Annotated in this window: 21 protein-coding genes; 16 read left to right on the top strand and 5 right to left on the bottom strand. The window is 65.8% G+C overall.

Features of this window, described 5'->3' with window-relative positions:
* Positions 1-2: 2 nt before the first annotated feature.
* From cmoB to JYP50_RS03890, 3 genes are read left to right on the top strand one after another with little or no spacing between them, the layout of a single operon-like run.
* Positions 3-998 carry a tRNA 5-methoxyuridine(34)/uridine 5-oxyacetic acid(34) synthase CmoB gene (gene cmoB, locus JYP50_RS03880; protein WP_206559167.1) on the top strand — a complete coding sequence of 332 codons (996 nt, stop codon included), beginning with the start codon at positions 3-5 and terminating at the stop codon, positions 996-998.
* On the top strand, positions 995-1477 hold the full coding sequence (locus JYP50_RS03885) for a hypothetical protein (RefSeq protein ID WP_206559168.1): 483 nt from the start codon (positions 995-997) through the stop codon (positions 1475-1477). The genes cmoB and JYP50_RS03885 overlap by 4 nt, the downstream gene beginning before the upstream one ends.
* A 31-nt stretch (positions 1478-1508) precedes the next feature.
* A complete protein-coding gene (locus tag JYP50_RS03890; protein WP_206559169.1) occupies positions 1509-1820 on the top strand; it encodes a DUF2007 domain-containing protein in 312 nt (103 codons plus the stop codon).
* On the opposite strand, the gene lon is transcribed toward JYP50_RS03890, so the two are convergent.
* Entirely contained in the window at positions 1817-4261 is a 2445-nt protein-coding gene (lon, locus tag JYP50_RS03895) for an endopeptidase La (protein ID WP_206559170.1), read from the bottom strand. The genes JYP50_RS03890 and lon overlap by 4 nt on opposite strands.
* Before the next feature lie 288 nt (positions 4262-4549).
* Here lon and JYP50_RS03900 point away from each other — a divergent pair, with 288 nt between their 5' ends.
* On the top strand, positions 4550-5830 hold the full coding sequence (locus tag JYP50_RS03900; RefSeq protein WP_206559171.1) for an aminotransferase class I/II-fold pyridoxal phosphate-dependent enzyme: 1281 nt from the start codon (positions 4550-4552) through the stop codon (positions 5828-5830).
* A gap of 100 nt (positions 5831-5930) precedes the next feature.
* Here the strand turns inward: JYP50_RS03900 and JYP50_RS03905 are convergent, their stop codons facing one another.
* The gene (locus JYP50_RS03905; RefSeq protein WP_206559172.1) at positions 5931-6272 is read right to left on the bottom strand and encodes a DUF1820 family protein; all 342 of its coding nucleotides are present in this window, start codon (positions 6270-6272) and stop codon (positions 5931-5933) included.
* A gap of 389 nt (positions 6273-6661) precedes the next feature.
* On the opposite strand from JYP50_RS03905, the gene miaB reads away from it, so the two are divergent.
* From miaB to lnt, 5 genes are all read left to right on the top strand, one after another.
* Positions 6662-8011 (top strand): tRNA (N6-isopentenyl adenosine(37)-C2)-methylthiotransferase MiaB, encoded by a 1350-nt coding sequence (gene miaB / locus JYP50_RS03910; RefSeq protein WP_206559173.1) that lies wholly within the window; start codon positions 6662-6664, stop codon positions 8009-8011.
* Between the two features lie 63 nt (positions 8012-8074).
* Entirely contained in the window at positions 8075-9091 is a 1017-nt protein-coding gene (locus tag JYP50_RS03915) for a PhoH family protein (protein WP_241262813.1), read from the top strand.
* Positions 9088-9570 (top strand): rRNA maturation RNase YbeY, encoded by a 483-nt coding sequence (gene ybeY, locus JYP50_RS03920; RefSeq protein WP_206559174.1) that lies wholly within the window; start codon positions 9088-9090, stop codon positions 9568-9570. The genes JYP50_RS03915 and ybeY overlap by 4 nt, the downstream gene beginning before the upstream one ends.
* Positions 9567-10412: an HlyC/CorC family transporter gene (locus JYP50_RS03925; RefSeq protein WP_206559175.1), complete on the top strand. Its 846-nt coding sequence runs from the start codon at positions 9567-9569 to the stop codon at positions 10410-10412. The genes ybeY and JYP50_RS03925 overlap by 4 nt, the downstream gene beginning before the upstream one ends.
* 4 nt (positions 10413-10416) lie before the next feature.
* Complete coding sequence (lnt, locus tag JYP50_RS03930) at positions 10417-11949, top strand: apolipoprotein N-acyltransferase (RefSeq protein ID WP_347136717.1); 1533 nt, start codon at positions 10417-10419, stop codon at positions 11947-11949.
* 18 nt (positions 11950-11967) lie between these two features.
* Here lnt and soxR read toward each other — a convergent pair whose 3' ends face one another.
* Positions 11968-12411 carry a redox-sensitive transcriptional activator SoxR gene (soxR, locus tag JYP50_RS03935; protein WP_206559176.1) on the bottom strand — a complete coding sequence of 148 codons (444 nt, stop codon included), beginning with the start codon at positions 12409-12411 and terminating at the stop codon, positions 11968-11970.
* Positions 12412-12630: 219 nt separating this feature from the next.
* Between soxR and JYP50_RS03940 the strand changes: the two genes are divergently transcribed.
* The 6 genes from JYP50_RS03940 to JYP50_RS03965 all read left to right on the top strand — a co-directional run bounded on the left by JYP50_RS03940 (position 12631) and on the right by JYP50_RS03965 (position 18804).
* On the top strand, positions 12631-13053 hold the full coding sequence (locus JYP50_RS03940; RefSeq protein ID WP_206559177.1) for a VOC family protein: 423 nt from the start codon (positions 12631-12633) through the stop codon (positions 13051-13053).
* 171 nt (positions 13054-13224) lie between these two features.
* A complete protein-coding gene (gene leuS / locus JYP50_RS03945; protein WP_206559178.1) occupies positions 13225-15831 on the top strand; it encodes a leucine--tRNA ligase in 2607 nt (868 codons plus the stop codon).
* Positions 15832-15856: 25 nt separating this feature from the next.
* The gene (gene lptE, locus JYP50_RS03950) at positions 15857-16390 is read left to right on the top strand and encodes an LPS assembly lipoprotein LptE (protein WP_206559179.1); all 534 of its coding nucleotides are present in this window, start codon (positions 15857-15859) and stop codon (positions 16388-16390) included.
* Positions 16391-16401: 11 nt separating this feature from the next.
* Positions 16402-17415, top strand: a complete 1014-nt coding sequence (holA, locus tag JYP50_RS03955; protein ID WP_206559180.1) for a DNA polymerase III subunit delta — start codon at positions 16402-16404, stop codon at positions 17413-17415.
* Between the two features lie 336 nt (positions 17416-17751).
* Positions 17752-18519, top strand: a complete 768-nt coding sequence (gene imuA / locus JYP50_RS03960; RefSeq protein WP_206559181.1) for a translesion DNA synthesis-associated protein ImuA — start codon at positions 17752-17754, stop codon at positions 18517-18519.
* 78 nt (positions 18520-18597) lie between these two features.
* Positions 18598-18804 (top strand): DUF2788 domain-containing protein, encoded by a 207-nt coding sequence (locus tag JYP50_RS03965; RefSeq protein ID WP_206559182.1) that lies wholly within the window; start codon positions 18598-18600, stop codon positions 18802-18804.
* A 16-nt stretch (positions 18805-18820) separates the two neighbouring features.
* On the opposite strand, the gene lysM is transcribed toward JYP50_RS03965, so the two are convergent.
* On the bottom strand, positions 18821-19345 hold the full coding sequence (lysM, locus tag JYP50_RS03970) for a peptidoglycan-binding protein LysM (RefSeq protein WP_206559183.1): 525 nt from the start codon (positions 19343-19345) through the stop codon (positions 18821-18823).
* A gap of 119 nt (positions 19346-19464) precedes the next feature.
* Here lysM and JYP50_RS03975 point away from each other — a divergent pair, with 119 nt between their 5' ends.
* Positions 19465-19980 carry an O-acetyl-ADP-ribose deacetylase gene (locus JYP50_RS03975; RefSeq protein WP_206559184.1) on the top strand — a complete coding sequence of 172 codons (516 nt, stop codon included), beginning with the start codon at positions 19465-19467 and terminating at the stop codon, positions 19978-19980.
* 75 nt (positions 19981-20055) lie between these two features.
* Here the strand turns inward: JYP50_RS03975 and JYP50_RS03980 are convergent, their stop codons facing one another.
* A complete protein-coding gene (locus JYP50_RS03980; RefSeq protein ID WP_241262814.1) occupies positions 20056-21921 on the bottom strand; it encodes a DUF885 domain-containing protein in 1866 nt (621 codons plus the stop codon).
* Between the last annotated feature and the right edge of the window lie 5 nt (positions 21922-21926).

A 21926-nucleotide genomic window follows, 5' to 3' on the forward strand; every position in this document is an offset into this window, starting at 1 on the left:
AAGTGAGTCGCGCTGACACCCTCGACTACCGCCCCCTGATAGAGCGCTGGCGCGACTCACCGTTGCAGCCCTGGGCCGCGCAGCTGCAAGAGCAGATCGCCGCCGGCCTGTCATTGCAGCGCTACGGCGACCTGCCCCGCTGGCTGGACGCGCTGGCGGCCCTGCCCGACATTGCCGTGAGCCACCGGGTGCTCGACGCCGCCCGGGTCGGCGCCGACTGCGAGCCCCCGCTGCCCGAGCCGGAGCGGGCGGCGCTGCGCGACACCCTGCAGCGGCTGCGCCCCTGGCGCAAGGGCCCCTTTGAGTTGTTTGGCGTGCACATCGACACCGAGTGGCGCTCGGACTGGAAGTGGGAGCGCATCGCCCCCCACCTGGATAACCTGGCCGGGCGCCGGGTTCTGGACGTGGGCTGTGGCAGCGGCTACCACTGCTGGCGCATGGCCGGCGCGGGCGCCGCGGAAGTGATCGGCATCGACCCGACACCGCTGTTCGTGGTGCAGTTCTGGGCCCTGCAAAAATACCTGCAACAGCCGCACACCTGGGTGTTGCCACTGGGCATCCAACACGTGCCGCCGGGACTGAGGGCCTTCGACACCGTGTTCTCCATGGGCGTGCTCTACCACCGGCGCTCGCCGATGGACCATCTCGCCGAACTGCGCGACTGCCTGCGCCCCGGCGGCCAGCTGGTACTCGAAACCCTGGTCATCGAGGGCGGCCCCGGCGACACCCTGGTCCCCGAGGGCCGCTACGCGCGCATGGGCAATGTGTGGTTCCTGCCCAGCGTGGACACCCTGCTGGGCTGGTTGCGCAAGCTGGGCTTCGTCGACGCCAGCCTCGCGGACGTGGCGCCCACCACCAGCGACGAGCAGCGCGCCACCGACTGGATGCGCTTCCACTCCCTGGCCAACTTTCTCGACCCGGATGACGCCAGCCGCACCATCGAGGGCCATCCGGCGCCACGGCGCGCCGTGGTTACCGCGCGGGTACCCGGGCAATGACCCTCAACGACGGCGCCCGCACCGGGGTGTTCTTCGGCGCGACTTCCGGGGTCATCACTCCCTGCGGGCTGCTGACCGGGCTCGCCGCGGGCACCGGCTCGATGTCCACCGTGGTCAGCGGCATTCTTATCGTGGCCATCGCCGACTCGATGTCCGACGCCCTGGGCATCCACCTGTCCGAGGAATCCGGGGCCAATCACAATTCCAGGCACGTGTGGACCGCCACCGCGGTGACCTTCCTCACCAAGCTGGTGGTCGCGCTGACTTTCATCGTGCCGTTTTTGCTGCTGCCGCTGACGGCCGCCACCATCGCGGCGCTGATCTGGGGCGCCCTGTTGCTGGCGCTGATGAGCTGGCAGATCGCCCGGCTGCAACAGACCCCGCCCTGGCCGGTCATCACCGAACACCTGAGTGTGGCCACGGCGGTCATCCTGGCCTCGCATTTTGTCGGCCTGTGGATCGGCCAGGCCTTCAGCTGATGTCGCCGCTGCCGCCCGGCCGGTTGGGCCCATGAAGCCGGTGTTTTCCCACCCGCAGCTGGTCGTGGTGGAACAGATGCGCGGCCTGCTCGAGCACCACGGCATCGACGCGGCACTGCGCAACCAGTACGCCGCCGGCGCCAGCGGCGAACTGGCGCCGATCGATACCTGGCCGGAACTGTGGCTGCGCCGGGAGGCAGATCGCGAGCGGGCGCTGGACCTTATTGAGCAACAGCAGCAACCCGTGATGGATGCCGACTGGCAGTGTCCGGCCTGCGGCGCCCACTCCCCCGCCACCTTCGATTGGTGCTGGCAGTGCGGCCGGGCGCCGGCCCCCGGCTAGTGCAGCGATGTCTCCCGCCGGTGCTCGTGGAATACGTACTCGAAGACCTCGCGGTAGTTGCGCGCGAAATGCACGTGGATGCCCTCGCGCAGGTAGTCCGGCAGTTCCTCGAAGTCGCGCTTGTTGGCGCGCGGCAGGATCAACTCCATAATCTTGCTGCGCCGCGCGGCGATCACCTTTTCACGGATGCCGCCCACCGGCAGCACCTGCCCGGTCAGGGTCAGCTCGCCGGTCATCGCCAGGGGGCGCCGGATGCGCTCCTTGCGCGCCAATGACACCAGCGAGGTGGCCATGGTGATGCCCGCGCTGGGTCCGTCCTTGGGCGTGGCCCCCTCGGGCACGTGCAGGTGCACCATGCTCATGTCGAAGAAGTCCGGGTCGCAGCCGTAGTCCTTCAAGTGGGCGATGACGTAGCTGTAGGCGATCTCCGCCGACTCCTTCATCACGTCCCCCAGCTTGCCGGTCATCTTGAAGCCGCGGTTGAGGGTGTGAATCTGCGACGACTCGATGGCCAGGGTGGCGCCGCCCATGGCGGTCCAGGCCAGGCCAGTGGCCACCCCCAGTCCGCGCAGGGGCTTCTCCTGCTGGAAGGGGGGCTTGCCCAGCAGCGCCTCGATGTCCTTCTTCGCGATGCGCTGCTTGTCGTCACCGCTCTCCAGCATGCTGACAATGGATTTGCGCATGATGCGCGACAGCTGTTTCTCCAGGTTGCGCACCCCGGCCTCGCGGCAGTAGGACTCAATCACGTACTTGAGCGCCGCGTCGTTGATGCCGAGCTGCTCGCTCTTCAGGCCGTGCCGCTCCAGCTGCTTCGGCCACAGGTGATTGCGGGCGATGGCCAGCTTCTCCTCCGCCACGTAGCCGGCCAGGCGGATGATTTCCATGCGGTCCAGCAGCGGCCCGGGAATGGTGTCGAGCTGGTTGGCGGTGCAGACGAACAGCACCTTGGACAAATCGAGGCGCAGGTCCAGGTAGTGGTCGAGGAATTCGCCGTTCTGCTCCGGGTCGAGGACTTCCAGCAAGGCGGAGGCCGGGTCGCCCTGGTAGGAGGCCCCCACCTTGTCGATCTCGTCCAGCATGATCACCGGGTTGGACACCTCCACCTCTTTCAGCGCCTGCACGAACTTGCCGGGCATGGCACCGATGTAGGTGCGGCGATGGCCCTTGATCTCCGCCTCGTCGCGCATGCCGCCGAGGCTGAAGCGGTAGAACTTGCGGCCCAGGGCATCGGCCACCGAACGGCCGATACTGGTCTTGCCCACCCCCGGCGGCCCCACCAGCAGCAGGATGGAACCGGCGATTTCGCCGCGGAAGGCGCCCACCGCCAGGAACTCCAGAATGCGGTCCTTCACGTCCTCCAGGCTGTCGTGCTGCTCGTCCAGCACCGCGCGGGCGTGGTCCAGCGATAGCTTGTCTTTCGAGGTGACGCCCCAGGGCACCTGAGTGGCCCAGTCGAGATAATTGCGGGTGACGCCGTACTCCGGCGAACCGGTCTCCAGCACCGACAGCTTGTGCAGCTCGTCCTCGATGCGACTGGCGGCGGCCTCCGGCAGGGTCTTGCCCTCCAGGCGCTCGCGGAACATCTCCACGTCGTTGGTGCGGTCGTCCTTGGAGATGCCCAGCTCCTTCTGGATCACCTTGAGCTGCTCCCGCAGGAAAAATTCACGCTGGTGCTCGGACACCTTCTCGTTGACCTGGCTGGTGATCCTGCCCTGCAGCTCCGCCACCTCGCGCTCCTTGCGCAGCAGGGTCAGGGCCTTGTCCATGCGCGAGATCAGCGGCAGGGTGTCGAGAATCTCCTGCAGGTCGTCCCCCGAGGCCGTGGTCAGCGCGGCGGAGAAATCCGCCAGCAGGCTGGGCTGGTTGGGATTGAAATTGGCCATGTACTGCTTGAGCTCCTCGCTGTACAGCGGGTTCAGCGGCAACAGCTCCTTGATCTGCTTGATCAGGGCCATGGCGTAGGCCTTCACCTCGTCGCTCTGGCGATCCCCCTGGCTGCGGGGATACTCCACCTGCACCAGGTAGGGCGGTTCGTGGCTGAGCCAGCGCACGATGCGGAAGCGCTTCAGGCCCTGGGCGAGGAAATGGCCGGCACCGGCGCCCTCCGGCGGCTGGTGGAGGCGCACCACGCAGCCAATATCGGGGAACTGCCGGGCGTTCAGCTTGCCCGGATCGTTGCCGGGCACCGTTCCGGGCGCCGTTCCGGGTACATAGGAGAGGCCGACGACATTGCCCCCCTCCCGGGCGACCGCCTTCAGGGTCGAACCCCACTCGCCGGGATTGATGGCCACCGGCTGGACCTGCCCCGGGAAGAAAGGCCGGTTGGGCGTGGGAATCAGGTACAGCGTCTCAGGCAGTACGTCGTCCGCCACCGCCGGGGTGTGTTCGCCCTGTGACTGGCTGGGGGTGCCGGCTTCGACCGACTGCTCGGATGTATCCATTAGGCCACCTTGTTATCAGTAACGACGAGAGAGCTACGAACGGTTATATGGGCTCGCTGCCCATGGAATTCAAGCCGGCCCGCGGCAAGCCGCGGCGCCGCGCATTCTCTGGCGGCGGCGCAGGCGTTATACTGACGCGCCGCACAACAGTATATTAGCCCGGCATGGAACGCATGCCCGGCCTGGAAGGCGAGCCAATCAGGTGCCGGAACCGTCCGGCACGCATGTCAACAGAAGACGATTCCTGTTTGCATGCCCGGTCAACAACTCACGACAAAGGAGCAAAGGGTGCACATCGATCAAGCCTCGGAAGCCGAGCTCAAGGAGCAGCTGAACGATCTTTACGAGCAATACGAGCAGCTGGCGGAGCGTAAACTGGGGCTGGACCTCACCCGCGGCAAACCCGGCGCCGAGCAGGTGGCGCTGTCGAACGCACTCGACGGCATCCTCGGCGGCGACTACCGCGCCGCCGACGGCACCGACGTGCGCAACTACGGCGGCCTGGACGGACTGGCCGAGGCGCGGGAGCTGTTTGGCGCCCTGCTGGGCGTAGCCCCCGAGGAAACCCTGGTGGGCGGCAACAGCAGCCTCACCCTGATGTACCAGGTGATCGACTTCGCCATGAACGAGGGCCTGCGCGGCGAGGATACCGCCTGGGCGCTGAACGACCAGGTGAAGTTCCTGTGCCCGGTACCGGGCTACGACCGGCACTTCTCCATCTGCGAGTACATGCACATCGAGATGCTGCCCGTGCCCATGCTGGACAGCGGGCCGGACATGGACCGGGTGGAAGAGCTGGTCAGGAACGATCCGGACATCAAGGGCATCTGGTGCGTGCCGCGCTTCAGCAATCCCTCCGGCTGCGTGTACAGCGACGACACCGTGGAGCGGCTGGCGAAACTGCCGCAACTCGCCGGCGAGCATTTCATTGTCATGTGGGACAACGCCTACGCGGTGCACAGCCTGTATGACGATGCCCCCGCGCTGGCCTCCATCGCCGACTACTGCCGGGCCCACGACACCCTGGACCACGTGTTCCAGTTCGGCTCCACTTCCAAGGTGACCTTCGCCGGCGGCGGCGTGGCCTTTGTCGGCAGCAGCGAGCGCAACCTGTCCACCCTCAAGGCCCACCTGGCCTTCCAGACCATCGGCCCGGACAAGGTCAACCAGTTGCGCCACGTGCGCTTCCTGCCCGATCGCGCCGCCATCGAGGCGCACATGGCCCGGCACGCGGCGCTGATCCGCCCCCGTTTCGAGGCGGTGCTGGATACGCTGGAGCGAGAGCTGGCCGGTACCGGCATGGGTCACTGGACCGCGCCCCGCGGCGGCTATTTCATTTCCTTCGACACCCGCCCCGGCCTGGCCCGGGAAGTGGTGGACCTGGCGGGGAATATCGGCGTGAAGCTCACTCCCGCCGGCGCCACCCACCCCTACGGCCGGGACGAGGCCGACACCAATATTCGCCTCGCCCCCACCTTCCCCTCGTCGGAGGAGGTGCAGGCCAGTATCGATGCCTTTGTGGTGTGCGTGAAGCTGGCGACGGTGAAGCAGGCCCTGGCGGCGGGATAACAGCTGGAGGTATCGGTCGAATGAATTCGACCCTACAGGGTATGTGCCCCATGTAGGGTCGAATTCATTCGACCACGCCGCGTGCGCGGCGCGCCCCCGCTCAATCCTCGCTCGGCTGCGGCAGATTGGCGCCGGGGAAGGGGAAGCTGGCGACATTGCCCTCGCGGGCGGTATTCTCGGAGACCTTGGCGGCACCTTCCTTTTCCACCTCGTCGATGCGGATCACCGCCTGCAGGGGAATGTAGCTGCGCTTGACCCCGGCGAACTCGTTCTTGAGCTTCTCCTCGCTGGGATCGACCACGATCTGGGAGCGCTCCCCGAAAACGAACTCCTCGATCTCGATAAAGCCCCACATGTCGCTCTGGTAGATTTGCCGCGCAAACACCTCGAACACCTGGTTGCCGTTCTGGAAAATCACCTTGTACACGGGTTCACTTGCCATGCTGTCCTCTGGAGGGCTTATCCTCTGGAATGTGCCGCGGGCGGGGCCGCGATTGGTCGGGCCGCGATCGGTCGGGCCACGCTCGGTCGGGCCGCGCTCGGTCGGGCCGCGCTCGGTCCGCGGCGGCTGTATTTGGCCTATCGCAGCTGGCCGCACCTGGCCGGCCGCACCTGGCCGGCCGCACCTGGCCGGCCGCACCTAGCCGGCCGCCCATAGACCCCGGAAATCGAGGGCGGGCAATGTTACCACCCTCACGCCGAATTTCCAGTGTGCAACCCGCATAAACACTGGGTTTTAACCCGCCAAATCTGTATAATCCGCAGCCCTTTGGTGGGCCCTGTCGACATCGGCCCAAACCTGCACCCCCAGCCCGGACACCGCCGCGAGACGTGAGCAAGAAGCTGTACATCAAAACCCACGGCTGCCAGATGAACGAGTACGATTCCGCGCGCATGCGCGACCTGCTCGGCGAAAGCCATGGCCTGGTCCCCACCGACAACCCGGAGGAGGCCGACGTATTGCTGCTAAACACCTGTTCCATAAGGGAAAAAGCCCAGGAAAAGGTGTTTCACCAGCTGGGCCGCTGGAAGCACCTGAAGCAGAAAAACCCGGACCTGGTGATCGGCGTCGGCGGCTGCGTGGCCAGCCAGGAAGGCGAGGAAATCGGCCGGCGCGCGCCCTACGTGGACCTGGTATTCGGCCCCCAGACCCTGCACCGGCTGCCCGACATGATGCAGCAGCGGGCCGTGCACCGAGGCAACGGCGCCGGCGGCACCCTCGTGGTGGACGTCAGCTTCCCCGAAATCGAGAAATTCGACCGCCTGCCGGAGCCCAAGGTCGAGGGCCCCTCCGCCTTTGTCTCCATCATGGAGGGCTGCAGCAAGTACTGCACTTTCTGCGTGGTGCCCTACACCCGCGGCGAAGAGGTCTCCCGCCCGCTGGACGACGTGATCGCCGAGATCGCCCACCTGGCGGCCGGCGGTGTGCGCGAGGTCAACCTGCTGGGCCAGAACGTGAATGCCTACCGCGGCGACAACCACCTGGGCGAGACCGTGGATTTCGCCGAGCTGCTGGGCTTCGTGGCCCGCATCCCCGGCATTGAGCGCATCCGCTACACGACCTCCCACCCGGTGGAGTTCTCCGACGCCCTGATCGACGCCTATGCCGAGATACCGCAACTGGTGGACCACCTGCACCTGCCGGTGCAGAGCGGCTCCGACCGCATTCTGATGGCCATGAAACGCGGCCACACGGCGCTGGAGTACAAGTCCAAGATCCGCCGTTTGCGCAAAATCCGGCCGGAAATCAGCATTTCCTCCGACTTCATTATCGGCTTCCCCGGCGAGTCCGAGGCGGATTTCGCCGCCACCATGAAGCTGGTGGAGGACATCGGCTTCGACACCTCCTTCAGCTTCGTGTACAGCGCCCGCCCCGGCACGCCGGCGGCGGAACTGGCCGATACCACCGAGGAAGCCGTCAAGAAACAGCGCCTGCAGATCCTGCAGGGGCGCATCAACCAGCAGGCCCAGGCCATCAGCCGGCGCATGGTGGGTAGCACCCAGCGCGTACTGGTTACCGGCGTATCGAAAAAGGACCCGGGGCAGCTGCAGGGCCGCACCGAGAACAACCGGGTGGTCAATTTCGCCAGCACCGACCATGGCCTGATCGGCGATTTCGCCGACATTGTCATCCACGAGGCCCTGCCCAACTCCCTGCGGGGCGTGCTCGCCGGTGGTTGACTGCGCCGCCATCCGGTATATCCTTGAACTAAACCCCCTAGCCACGCGTGGCCAACTGACGATTTGAACAGCGAAACCCCGACCCCGTCGACACAACAAAGCCTCTCCCTGGAACCCAATGACCCTCGCCATCTGGCCATGCTCTGCGGCCAGCTGGATGGCCATTTGCGCCAGATCGAGAAGCGCCTCGGTGTCACCATCAACAACCGCGGCAACCAGTTCCTGCTCACCGGGCCGGCCGAGCAGGTAACCGCCGGCGCCAACCTGCTGCGCCACCTCTACGCCGAGGTGTGCCAGGGCGTGGGCCTGACCCCGGAGTCCCTGCACCTGCAACTGCAGCAGGCGGGACTGGAGCGCCTGGCCGAGGAGGCCGGCGACGCGCAGGTGGAGGCGATCCAGGTGATCCGCACCAAGCGCGCCTCGATCAAGCCCCGGGGCAAGAACCAGCAGGGCTATGTGCGCACCATCAAGCACAGCGACATCAACTTCGGCATCGGCCCCGCCGGCACCGGCAAGACCTTTCTCGCCGTGGCCTGCGCGGTGGAGGCCCTGCTGGAGGAAAAGGTGCGGCGCATCCTGCTGGTGCGGCCGGCGGTGGAAGCCGGGGAGAAGCTGGGCTTCCTGCCCGGGGACCTGTCGCAGAAGATCGATCCCTACCTGCGCCCGCTGTACGACGCCCTGTACGAGATGCTGGGCTTCGAGACCGTGAACAAGTACATCGAGCGCAACATCATCGAAGTGGCGCCGCTGGCCTTCATGCGCGGGCGCACCCTCAACAACTCGTTCATCATCCTCGACGAGGCGCAGAACACCACCCGGGAGCAGATGAAAATGTTCCTGACCCGGATCGGTTTCGGCTCCACCGCGGTGATCACCGGCGACGCCACCCAGATCGACCTGCCGCGGGGCGCCCAGTCGGGCCTGACCCACGTCAGCAATATCCTGCGCGACGTGGAGGGCATCGGCTTTACCTGGTTCGGCAACAAGGACGTGGTGCGCCACCCCCTGGTGCAGCGCATCGTCGAGGCCTACGACGCCGCCGAGGATACCGCCACCCCGCTCGACCAGAGCCACCGATGAGCCTCACCGTGGACATCCAGTGCGCCAGCGCGGAACCCGTACCCGACGAGGACGACATACGGCGCTGGATCGACGCCGCCCTGGCCGGGCACCGCGACGGCCAGGAAACCGAAATCTCCCTGCGCCTGGTTGACCGGGAGGAAATGGCCGGACTGAACAGCCGCTACCGCGGCAAGCCCGGCCCCACCAATGTCCTGTCCTTTCCCTCGGACCTGCCCCCGGAGCTGGGCCTGCCCCTGCTCGGGGACATTGTCATCTGCGCCCCGGTGGTCGCCGCCGAGGCGGCCGAGCAACACAAGCCCCCGCGCGCGCACTGGGCCCACATGACCGTGCACGGCACCCTGCACCTGCTGGGCTACGACCACATCGAGGCGGCCGAGGCCGCCGCCATGGAAGCGCTCGAGACCCGCATCCTGGCCTCACTGGATTTCCCCTGCCCCTACGGCGGGGACACTGTCAAGGAGCACAACGCCCGATGAGCGAAGACCGCAACGGCAACGAGGCGGGGGACAAGTCCTGGCTCGAGAAAATCGCCCTGCTATTTTCCTCCGACCCCCACAGCCGCACCGACCTGGAAGACGTGCTGACCATCGCCGCGGAGAACGAGGTGATCGACGAGGACGCCCGCAGCATCATGGAGGGGGCGATGAAGGTCAGCGACATGCAGGCCCGGGACATCATGATCCCGCGGGCGCAGATGGTGGTGATCAAGGCCGAATCCTCACTGGAGGAAATCCTGCCCCAGATCACCCGCTCCGCCCACTCCCGCTACCCGGTGGTGGGCGAGAGCCCCGACGACGTGCTGGGCATCCTGCTGGCCAAGGACCTGCTGCCGCAGATCCTCAACAAGGACCACAGCGAGTTCCGCATCGAGGATCTGCTGCGCCCGACCGTGGTGGTGCCCGAGAGCAAGCGCCTCAACGTCCTGCTGCGGGAGTTCCGCGAGAACCGCAACCACATGGCCATCGTCATCGACGAGTACGGCGGCGTGGCGGGACTGGTGACCATCGAGGACGTGCTGGAGGAGATCGTCGGCGACATCGAGGATGAAACCGACGCCGAGGAAGACCAGTTCATCCGCAAGATCTCCGACGAAGACTACTTCATCAAGGCGCTGACCCCGATCGAGGATTTCAACGAACACTTCAACACCGCCTTCAGCGACGAAGAGTTCGACACCATCGGCGGGCTGGTCATCCAGGCCTTCGGCCACATGCCCGCGCGCAACGAAGTGGCCACCATCGACCGCTTCGAGTTCAAGGTGATCAACGCCGACCAGCGCAAGATACACAGCTTGCGCATGCGGCCGCTGGACGACTGAGGCGGTGGCGGCGCCAGCGGCCACCCCTCGCGACGGGACTGCCCGCCTCACCTGGCTGATGCCCCTGCTGGCCCCGGTGGCCGGCGGTCTGGTCACCCTGTCCCTGGCGCCCTACAACCTGTGGCCGGCGGGAATCCTGTCCTGCGCCCTGTACTGCGCGCTGCTGTGTACCTGCACCCCGCAACAGGCCCTGTGGCGGGGCTGGCTCTACGGCCTGGGGATGTTCGGCAGCGGGGTGTCCTGGGTCTATGTCAGCATCCACGTTTACGGCTACGCCCCGATACCGCTGGCGGTGCTGCTCACGGTGCTGTTCTGCGCCGGGCTCGCGCTGTTGCAGGCCCTGTTCGCCTGGAGCTACGTGCGCTGGGTGCGGCCCCTGCCCGGCGGCATGCTGCTGGGCTTCCCGGTGCTGTGGGTGTTATTCGAGTGGCTGCGCAGCTGGCTGCTCACCGGTTTCCCCTGGCTCTACCTGGGCTACGCCCACCTCGACACCTGGATCGCCGGCTGGGCGCCGATCCTCGGCGTCTACGGCCTGTCCTTTATCAGCGCCATCTCCGGCAGCTGCCTGTTCCTGGCCTGGCGCAGCCGGCAGCCGGCCACCGCGGTGACCTATACGGTGATCCTCGCCACCCTGTGGGCCGGCGGCGCCGTGCTGCGCCCCATCGAGTGGGTGGCCCCGGCCAGCCGCGAGCCGTTGACGGTATCGCTCTACCAGCCCAATATCCCGCTGGAGAAGAAGTGGGACCGCGCCTGGCTACCGCATATTCTCGCCCAGTACGAGGACGCCTCCCAGGCGCTGTACCAGTACGACATCGTGCTGTGGCCCGAGTCCGCGGTACCGCGCTACTTCCAGGACATGCAGCGCTGGTTCACGCCCCTGGCGGAGCGCGCCAGCGACCGGGAATCCACCCTGATCACCGGCATCCCCTACCGCGGCGACAGCGGTGGCGAGTACTTCAACAGCATCACCGCCCTGGGCCAGGGCAGCGGGGTCTACCACAAGCAGCGCCTGGTACCCTTTGGCGAATACGTGCCGCTGGAGGACTGGCTGCGGGGCCTGATCGCCTTCTTCGATCTGCCCATGTCGCATTTCAGCCCCGGCCCCGCCGACCAGGGGCCGCTGCGCGCCGGCGCCTACCGCGTGGCCCCCTACATCTGCTACGAAGTGGTTTACCCCAACCTGGTCGCCGGCGCCGCCCGCGACGCCGACCTGCTGGTCACCATCAGCAACGACAGCTGGTTCGGCGACTCCATCGGCCCGCTACAGCACCTGCAGATGGCCCGCATGCGGGCCCTGGAAAACGGCCGCTACATGCTGCGCGGCACCAACAACGGCGTCTCCGCCATCATCGACCAGCGCGGCCGCATCCTCGCGCGCAGTGAGCAATTCGTCGAGACCACCCTCAACGGCGAGGCCCAGGTCATGCTCGGGCACACGCCTTTCGGCAGCTTCGGGGTGACGCCCATGATCGCGGGTTGCTTCCTGGCCCTGCTGGTGATGGGCTTGATGCACCGGGCGCTGTGGCGGGAGGACTGAGGCCACAGCATTGGCGACTCAGTCGTCGCGCTCCAACATCACCGGCCCGGTGTGCTGCTCGCCCAGCACGTCATCCGGGTTGTACAGCGGGCAGTTGTCCATGGACAGGCAGCCGCAACCAATACACCCCGTCAGCGAGTCCCGCAGCTTTTCCAGCTTGCGGATCCGCGCGCTGAGCGCCTGGTGCCAGCTCTCCGACAGCGCCTGCCAGTGTGTCCGATTCGGCGCCTTGTGGCGGGGCAGTGAGGCAAAGGCGCTCTCGATCTCGGCCAGGCTGACCCCCAGTTGCTGCGCGGCCTTGATCACCGAGACGCGCCGGATCACATCCTTGCCATAGCGCCGCTGGTTGCCCGCACTGCGGCTGCTGAAGATCAGCCCCTTGCGCTCGTAGAAATGCAGCGCGGACACCGCGACCCCACAGCGCCTGGCCACCTGCCCGACGCTCAGCTCCTGTTTTTCCACTGCTCCTCCAAAAAAACGCTTTACCTAAACATAACTTTAGGTTTTAGCATGGCTTCACGGTTGTCACAAGAAGCACTTAAAGGAGCGCATCATGAAACAAGCACCCCGCATGCCCGCCCCCAAGCGGGCCGATCATACCCGAGACCACAAACGCCACTGGCAACGGCAGTTCCGTCGCTTGCTCAGCCAGACCATGTACTTCAAATAGGAGATTGCCCCATGTTGAGAATCGAGCACCTGAACCTGGTCGTGCGGGACATCCCCCGCAGCCTGGCTTTCTACCGCGCCGCCCTGCCCCACTGGCGGGTGCGCGGGGAGGGCGAACAGAACTGGTACGGCACGCCCCGGCGCTGGCTGCACTTCGGCGACGACTACAGCTACCTGACCCTGAACGACAACGGCCACGGCGAGAACCGCGACCTGCGGGACAATACCCTGGGGCTGGCCCACTTCGCCTTCGAGGTCGGCAACCTGGATGCCGCGGTCGCGCGGCTGGCAGAGGCTGGCTTCGACATCGCCAAACCCGGGAACGACGAACCCTTTCGCCGGAACGTCTATTTCGTCGACCCGGACGGCTTTGAGGTGGAGCTTGTCGAGTATCTCAGCGACAGCCCGGCGGAGCGCAACCTGTACCGGGATTGAGGGGGAGGGGACGCACCGGCCGGCCAGCGTCGCAGCTACCGGCAATAGCTGTTAGAATTTCCCGCTTGGTTTTCGTCCCTCCCCCCGACCGCACCGCTCTTGGACACCGGGGCCTGGAACGGAGCAGTCGAACCCGTAACCGCATACTGCGCACAGAGAATTAGCCGCTACATGGACCCGCAATACGACCCCCAGGCCATCGAACAGGCCACCCAGCAATACTGGCTCGAGCACAACAGCTTCGCCGTTCAGCACGACGACAGCCGCGAGAAATTCTACTGCCTGGCCATGTTCCCCTACCCCAGCGGCGCCCTGCACATGGGCCACGTGCGCAACTACACCATCACCGACGTCATCGCCCGCTACCAGCGCATGCTGGGCAAGAACGTGCTGCACCCCATGGGCTGGGACGCCTTCGGCCTGCCGGCGGAGAACGCCGCCATCCAGAACAAAACCGCGCCGGCCAAGTGGACCTACAGCAACATCGACCACATGAAGAGCCAGCTCAAGAGCCTCGGCTTCGGCTTCGACTGGAACCGCGAGCTGGCCACCTGCCAGCCCGACTACTACAAGTGGGAACAGTGGTTTTTCACCCGCCTCTTCGAGAAAGGGCTGGTGTACAAGAAAATGGCCACCGTGAACTGGGACCCGGTGGACCAGACCGTGCTCGCCAACGAGCAGGTCATCGACGGCCGCGGCTGGCGCTCCGGGGCGCTGGTGGAACGCAAGGAAATTCCCCAGTGGTTCATCAAGATCACCGACTACGCCGACGAACTGCTCACCAGCCTCGACCAGTTGCCCGACTGGCCGGAGCAGGTGCGCACCATGCAGAAAAACTGGATCGGCAAGTCGCGCGGGGTCGAGATGACTTTCGACCTCGCCACCCCGGTAAACGGTCACCGTGACTTCGACGTCTACACCACCCGGCCGGACACCCTGATGGGTGTGACCTATCTCAGCCTGGCGGCGGAACACCCCATCAGCCTGGCGCTGGCGGCGGACAACGCCGAACTCGCCGCCTTTATCGACGAGTGCAAAACCAACTCCGTGGCCGAGGCCGACATGGCCACCATGGAGAAAAAGGGCATGGACACCGGCCTGATGGCACTGCACCCGCTGACCGGCGAGACAGTGCCGGTGTGGGTGGCCAACTATGTACTGATGGACTACGGCTCCGGCGCGGTGATGGCGGTGCCGGGCCACGACGAACGCGACTTCGCCTTCGCCAATACCTACGGCCTGCCAATCCAGCAGGTGATCGCGAGCACGGATGAACAAGACCCGGCCTTTGATGCCACCAACTGGCAGGAATGGTACGCCCGCAAGTCCGACATCCAGCTCGTCAACTCCAGCCAGTTCGATGGCCTCGACTTCGAGAAGGCCTTCGACGCCATCGCCAGGGCCCTGGCCGACAAGGGCAAGGGCTCGGTCAAGACCAACTTCCGCCTGCGCGACTGGGGCGTCTCCCGCCAGCGCTACTGGGGCGCGCCGATTCCCATGCTCAATCTGCCCGATGGCGGCGAGATTCCCGTGCCGCTGGACAGGCTGCCCGTCCTGCTGCCGGAAGACGTGGTCATGGATGGCACCAGCAGCCCGATCAAGGCGGATCCGCAGTGGCGCAAGGCGGACTGGTACGCGGCCGGCGCCGAGCACGAAACCGACACCTTCGACACCTTCATGGAATCGAGCTGGTACTACGCCCGCTACACCTGCCCGGATTTCGCCGAGGGTATGCTGGATTCCGAGCGCGCCAACTACTGGCTGCCGGTGGACCAATACGTGGGCGGCATCGAACACGCCATCCTCCACCTGCTCTACGCACGCTTCTTCCACAAGCTGATGCGGGACGAGGGCCTGGTCAACAGCGACGAACCCTTCAAGCGCCTGCTCTGCCAGGGCATGGTGCTGGCCGACTCCTTCTACATACAGAACGATGACGGCAGCAAGAACTGGTTCAACCCCGCCGAGGTGGCGCTGGAAAAGGACGACAAGGGCAAGGTGATCAAGGCCACCCACCCCCAGGCCGGGGAGCTGGCCATGGGCGGTATGACCAAGATGTCCAAGTCCAAGAACAACGGCATCGACCCGCAGACCGCCGTCGACCAGTACGGCGCCGACACCGTGCGCCTGTTCACCATGTTCGCCGCGCCGCCGGAACAGACCCTGGAGTGGTCGGATTCCGGCGTGGAGGGCGCCAGCCGCTTCCTCAAGCGCCTGTGGAAACTGGCTCTGCGGCTGGTGGAGAACGGCCCGGCACCGGCGCTGGACACCGCCACCCTGAATGGCCAGCAGAAGGACACCCGGCGCAAAACCCACGAAACCATCGCCAAGGTCAACGACGACTACGGCCGCCGCCAGACCTTCAACACCGCCATTGCCGCGGTGATGGAGCTGTGCAACGAGCTGGCCAAGCTGGATGACGCCCCCCAGAGTCTCGCCGTGCTGGACGAAGGCCTGCGTGCCGTGGTGCTGATGCTGAATCCCATCGTGCCCCACATCTGTCACAGCCTGTGGTCGCAGCTCGGTGGCGAGGGCGAACTGCTGGACGCGCCCTGGCCGGCGGTGGACGAAGCCGCCCTCACCCGCGACAGCATCGAGATGGTGGTGCAGGTGAACGGCAAGGTCCGGGCCAAGATGTCGGTACCCGCGGAGGCCGACCGGGACGCGGTGCAGGCCATCGCCCTGGAGCAGGACAACGTGCAGCGCTTCCTCGAGGACGTTACGGTGCGCAAGGTCATTGTGGTGCCCGGCAAACTGGTTAACATTGTCGCGAACTAGCACCGGTTAAATGACGGAGAATCCGATGCCACAACGCCTGACTCGCCTCGCCCTGCTACTGGGCCTGACCTGCCTGCTGGCCGCCTGCGGCTTTCAACTGCGCGGCAACAGTGGCGCCACGGCCCTGCCGGAGGCCTGGAAGGTCATGTACCTGGACACCGGCAACCCCAACAGCGAGTTCAGCCGCGAGCTGAAAGCGCGCTTCTCCGCCAATGGCATCACCTGGGCGGAGGAGCCCGCGGACGCGGCTTTCATCCTGGACCTGGGGCCGGAACGCTTCAGCCAGCGCAACCTGTCCCTGAACCGCGAGGCGCGGGCGGCCGAATTCGAGCTGACCATGGCCTCGCGCTTTGCGGTGCGCAAGCCCGGCACCAGCGCCCCGGTCATCAAGCCCGCCGAGGCCACGGTGATCAAACAGATGGAAAACGACCCCCGCAACGTGGTGGGCAAGGCCGAGGAAATCCGCATCATCAAGGGCGAGATGCGCGTCGAACTGGCGCAGCAGATACTGCGCCGTATCGGCTTCTTCGCCGCCAACGCCTCGGCCTCCGCCAACTAGGGCCTGTAGGCATGCGGCTGTATCCGGAAAAGCTCGCCGCCCACCTCAAGCAACAATGCCTGCCAGTCTACCTGGTCACCGGCGACGAAACCCTGCTGGTACAGGAGTGTTGCGACCAGGTGCGGGCCGCGGCCAGGGCCGCGGGTTGCAGCGACCGCGAGGTCTTCGAGGTCGACAACCCCAAAACCTTCGACTGGCAGGCGCTGCTCAACAGCGCCGCCGACATGTCCCTGTTCGGCGACCGCAAGCTGATCGAGCTGCGCATTCCCTCCGGCAAGCCCGGCGCCGAGGGCGGCAAGGCCATTGCCGAATACCTCCAGCGCAGCAGTGGCGACGATGTGCTGCTGGTGATCAGCGGCAAGATCGACCGGCAGTCCCAGAACAGCAAGTGGTTCAAGTCCCTGGACAAGGCCGGCGCCTACGTCCAGCTGTGGGAGATCAAACCCGAGGAACTGCCGCGCTGGCTGCACCAACGCCTGGCGGCCGCCGGACTCAGGGTCGATGACGACGCCCTGGAATTGCTGGCGGAACGGGTGGAGGGCAACCTGTTGGCCGCGGTGCAGGAAGTGGAAAAGCTCAAACTCCTGGCTCCGGGGGACCATGTGAGCGCCGAAACAGTGACCAGCGCGGTGCTGGACAACGCGCGCTTCAACCTGTTTGCCATGGCCGACGCCGCCCTCAAGGGCGACGCCGCCGGCGGCTTGCGCATGCTCCACGGACTGCGCGGCGAGGGCACCGAACCCAGCGTGGCGCTGTGGGCCCTGGCGCGCGAAATCCGCGGCCTGTACCTGATACAGGTGGACTGCGACCGCGGCCAGGCACCGCAGCAGGCCATGCAGGCGCACCGGGTGTGGAAAAACCGGGTGCCGCTGGTGCAGGCCGCCCTGCGGCGCCACTCCCAGGCATCACTGGGCGAACTGCTGCAACTGGCGGCGGAAGTGGACGGCAGCATCAAGGGCTACGCCAGCGGCAAGCCCTGGGACCATCTCGACCGCCTGCTAACCACCCTGGCGGGGAGCGCATAAACCGCGGCGCGGCCCTGCCCGCGCCCGCTGTTGCCCCCGCTTAGCGCCTTCGCGGCCAGCCCCCTCCGCAAAACCCCGACGCACCCAGCCCCGGACGCCGCCCCGGCACGCCACCCCCGCCCCCTGCCGGCGCCACCGCCGTCAACCTGTCGTGATTCTGCGCGGGTCCGGGAATTTTGGGCTTGCATTCCTCCACGCCAGCATCTACTGTTCATACATACAGTATTTACTGTGTGCTTATACAGTATCGCGGACAGGTCATCGCACAACCGGCAGCCGCGCAATCAGCCGCCACCCAACAAACAGCGGCATAAACAGGCAAACGGAGATACCTACATGAACCCGGTCAACAGCGCCTTTGGGCATGCCGCTCTCCGCCAGGGGAGCTTTCACGCCAACCCCTTCCCCGTTCCCGGCGCCAGGCGCCAGCGCGAACGCCACTACCTGCCGGCGGGCCTCGCCACGGGCTTCCGGGCCCTCGACACGGTCTTGGGCCACGGCGGCTGGCCCCCCGGCGGCTGTATCGAAGTGCTGAGTGACAGCTGCGGCCTGGGCCCCCTGGGCCTGTTCCTCCCAGCCATGGCAGCGCTCAGCGCCCGGGATCGCTGGCAGGCCTTTATCGCGCCCCCCCACACCCCCTACCGCGCGCTGCTGGAAGCCCGGGGCATCGACACCGGCCGGGTGTTACAGGTGCACCCCCGCAACCGGGAAGCCCAGCTGTGGAGTACCGAGCAGGCCCTGCGCAAGGGCACCTGCAGTATCGTGTTCAGCTGGCTGGGAGCGGGCAACTACCACTACCGCGAATTGCGCCGGCTACAGGCGGCCGCCGTCGAGGGCAATTGCCTGGCGGTGCTGTTCCGGGCCAATGCCGCGGCAGGGGCGATCACGCCCTCCGATCTGCGGCTGAAAATGCGGGCGTACCGCACCCTGCACATCCTGCAACAGCGCGAGGGCAGCCAGGGCCTGGATGTCTATCTGTCACCGGCAGAGGACAACCCGCAACATCCCCAATTGTGGGAGCTGCCCACCAACGAACAGGCTGGGCTCTCTGGCGCGCCCCAGGCCAGCGCGGTGCGAACCCGCCCGGTGGCGGGCACCGCCTGAGCACGCTCGCCGGCTTTTGACAGCGCCGGCGCGCGCACCGACAATGCCCCGGCGGCGACAGCAGGGCGAGGGCGTTGAATGGACAAGTGGTTGAGCGATTGGGGGGTCACCCTGGGGGTCGGGGCGCTGATCCTGTTCATGATTTTTATCGTGTGGGACCTGGCCCGTAGCAGCAACGCCGGCCGCTTCGGCACGATCATTCTCTACATCGGCCTGGCGCTGGGTATTTTCGGCTTTTTGATCAAGGTCATCATTACCTACCTGCTGGAGCGGGCCGGGGTGTGAGACCGGCCCGCGGTCGTTAAGCCGGCAGACGGGGGATACGCAGGCTCTGGCCCGGGTAAATCTTGTTGGGGTCGGTCAACAGGGGCTGGTTGGCCTCGAAAATCGCCATGTACTTGCCGGCACTACCGTAGTGCTGCTGGGCAATCCCGCTCAGGGTATCGCCGGGCTGTACGGTATAGAAGGTCGAGGCTCCGGCCTCCGCCGCCTCCCCACTCCCGCCCTCGGGGGCATCCACTTGCAGCTGGCAGTCCACCTGGCTGATACCGTGTTGGTTACCTGCACACAACACCATTTTCTCCAGGGCCTCCTGGCTGGGAGCCGTGCCGGTCAAGGTGGCCAGGGCGCCGTTCACGGTCACCGTGACCTGTTCGCCCTCGATATCCAGCTGGGCGAGCATGCGGCCGATGTTTTCCTGCCGCAATTGGTTCACCCGCTCGGGGGAAATCTCGACCGGACGATTGATGTTCGCATCGTTGGTGCTGCCCAGTACTTTCTCGGTGAGTTTCTCACCGGCTTCTGCCACAAAATCGAATAAACCCATTGTTGTCTACACTCCTGTTCGGGAAACTATGGCCGCCATCGGGATGACAAGCCTCCTCCACTATAGACGAGGAATTGACGGCGGTGGTGTAAAATCAAATGCCGCGAGGAGACAATCCCATGTCGAAGGTAAAATTGGCGCGGGGAGATATCACCCAAGCCCGGGCGGACGCCATCGTCAACGCCGCCAACCAGGCGATGCTCGGCGGCGGTGGCGTGGACGGCGCCATCCACCGCGCCGCGGGGCCCGCGCTGCTGGAAGCCTGCCGCGCGGTGCCGGCGGAAAACGGCGTGCGCTGCCCCACCGGCCAGGCGCGTATTACCCCCGCCGGCAAGCTGTCCGCCCGCCATGTTATTCACACCGTGGGGCCGCGCTACGGCATCGACCCCGAACCGGAAAAACTGCTGGCACGGGCCTACCACAGCACCTATCAACTGGCGCTGGAGCACCAGTGCCGCAGCCTCGCGGTACCGGCCATTTCCTGTGGCGTCTACGGCTATCCCCTGGACGAGGCGGCGCGCATAGCGCTGGGAGTCAGCCGCGAGCCGGCCTACACGGCCCTGGACATTCAATTCTACCTGTTTGGTGACGAGATTCACCGCATCTGGCATGCGGTGTTGGAAGAGCTGCTCTAGCGTGACGGCGCGGGGCCACAGGCCATGACGTGGATAGCCAGGTAGCGGCCGGCGCGGAAGCGCCGGCCGGCGGGTTCAGGCCGGGCGGGTCCCGGCGATCAGTTCATCGATCTTGGCTTCCAGCAACGACAGGGGCACGGGGCCGTCCTTGAGTACCTCGTCGTGGAAGGCGCGGATATCGAAGTCATCGCCCAGGGACTCGCGGGCCTTCTCGCGCAGTTCCATGATCTTCAGCTTGCCGATCAGATAAGCGGTCGCCTGCCCCGGCATCGCGATGTAGCGCTCGATGGCCTTGGTGGAGTCGCCCTTGGAATTGGGCGTGTTCTCCAGCAGGTAGTCGATGGCCTGCTCGCGGGTCCAGCGCTTGCTGTGGATACCGGTATCCACCACCAGGCGGCAGGCGCGCCACAGCTCCATTGCCAGGCGGCCGAAGTCGGAATAGGGATCCTGGTAGAAACCCATGTCCTTGCCCAGCTCCTCGGTGTATAGCCCCCAGCCCTCGGTGTAGGCGGTGAAACTGGCGTACTTCTGGAACGCCGGGATGCCCTCCAACTCAGCGGCGATCGCGCGCTGCATGTGGTGGCCCGGCACGCCCTCGTGGTAGGCCAGCGCCTCCATCTGGTACTTGGGCATGTCCATCATGTTGTAGAGGTTGGCGTAGTAAATACCCGGGCGCGAACCGTCCGGCGGCGGACCGTTGTAGAAAGCCTTGCCCGCGGACTGCTCACGGAAGCGTTCCACCCGCTTCACCACCAGCTCCGCCTTGGGCAGGATGCCGAACTGTTCCGGCAGGCGCCCGCGCATCACCTCGATGACGCGTCGCGCTTCCTCCAGGTAGGCGGCGCGCCCTTCATCGGTATTGGGGTAGTAGAACTGCGGATCATTGCGCATGAACTCGAAGAAGTCGACCAGGGTGCCGTCGAACTCCACCTCCGCCATGATCGCTTCCATCGCCTTGTGGATGCGGGCGACCTCGCTCAGGCCGATATCGTGCACCTCGTCGGCGCTGAGATCGGTGGTGGTGAACCAGCGCAAACGTTCGGCGTAGAAGGCATCGCCACCGTCGAACTTCCACACGCCATCGTCACCGGAAGCCTTCGCGCCCTGCTCTTGCAGTGCCGCGATCAGCGCCTCGTAGGCGGGCTCGACCACGTCCACCAGCGCGGTGCGCGCCGCACCCAGCAGGCGCTCGCGCTCGGCCTCGCTGATTTCCAGGGCCCCCACCTTGGCCTGGAAGTCGGCCCAGATGGAGGAGTCCTCGCCGGAATCATCGAAGGGTACGCCGCTGATAATGTTCCGGGAAGATTGCACCATCTGCGGGTACTGCCAGTCCGCCAGCAGCAGGTTCTTGTCCCCGCGAATGCGCAGTTGCTCGATCACCTCGTCGAACCAGGTAGCGACATTGTTCAGGCGGCCGATGTAGTCCTCGGCTTCCTTTACATTCGCTACGCTGTGAATATTGATCAGGTTGCTGGCCACCTGGGTATGGGGGCCGCGAAACTGGTGGATCACGAACTTGTGGTGGCGGAACTCATCGCTGGCGATCTGGCGCTCCAGATCCAGCTTGTAGATGTCATAGGACAGCTGGTCCGCCTCGGACAGCGCCGCGCGGTCGAACTGGCTCATCTGTTGCAGCCGCGCCTCGAGAATGGTGCGTGTTTCCTGTTGGTGAGCCTCGGAATCCGAGTCCCACTGGTCGTTGTTGGTCTTGATACCGCGATAGCTGGCGGTATAGGGGGTCCGGGCCATGTCCACCGCGTAGTTTTCCTGCAGAAACGCGCGGAATGCCGCGGTAACCTCCGATGGTTGCGCAGTGGGCTCCGCGACGGCTGACGCCGCGGGGGCCTCCGCCGGGGGTGGACTGGCTTCCTGTTTGGAACAGGCGCTTGCCAGCAGGGTGGTCGCCCCCGCCAGAACCGCCATCTGTACGATTTTCTTCAAAACGG

The sequence above is a fragment of the Parahaliea mediterranea genome, from assembly GCF_017255185.1.
GTDB lineage: Bacteria > Pseudomonadota > Gammaproteobacteria > Pseudomonadales > Halieaceae > JAFKCZ01.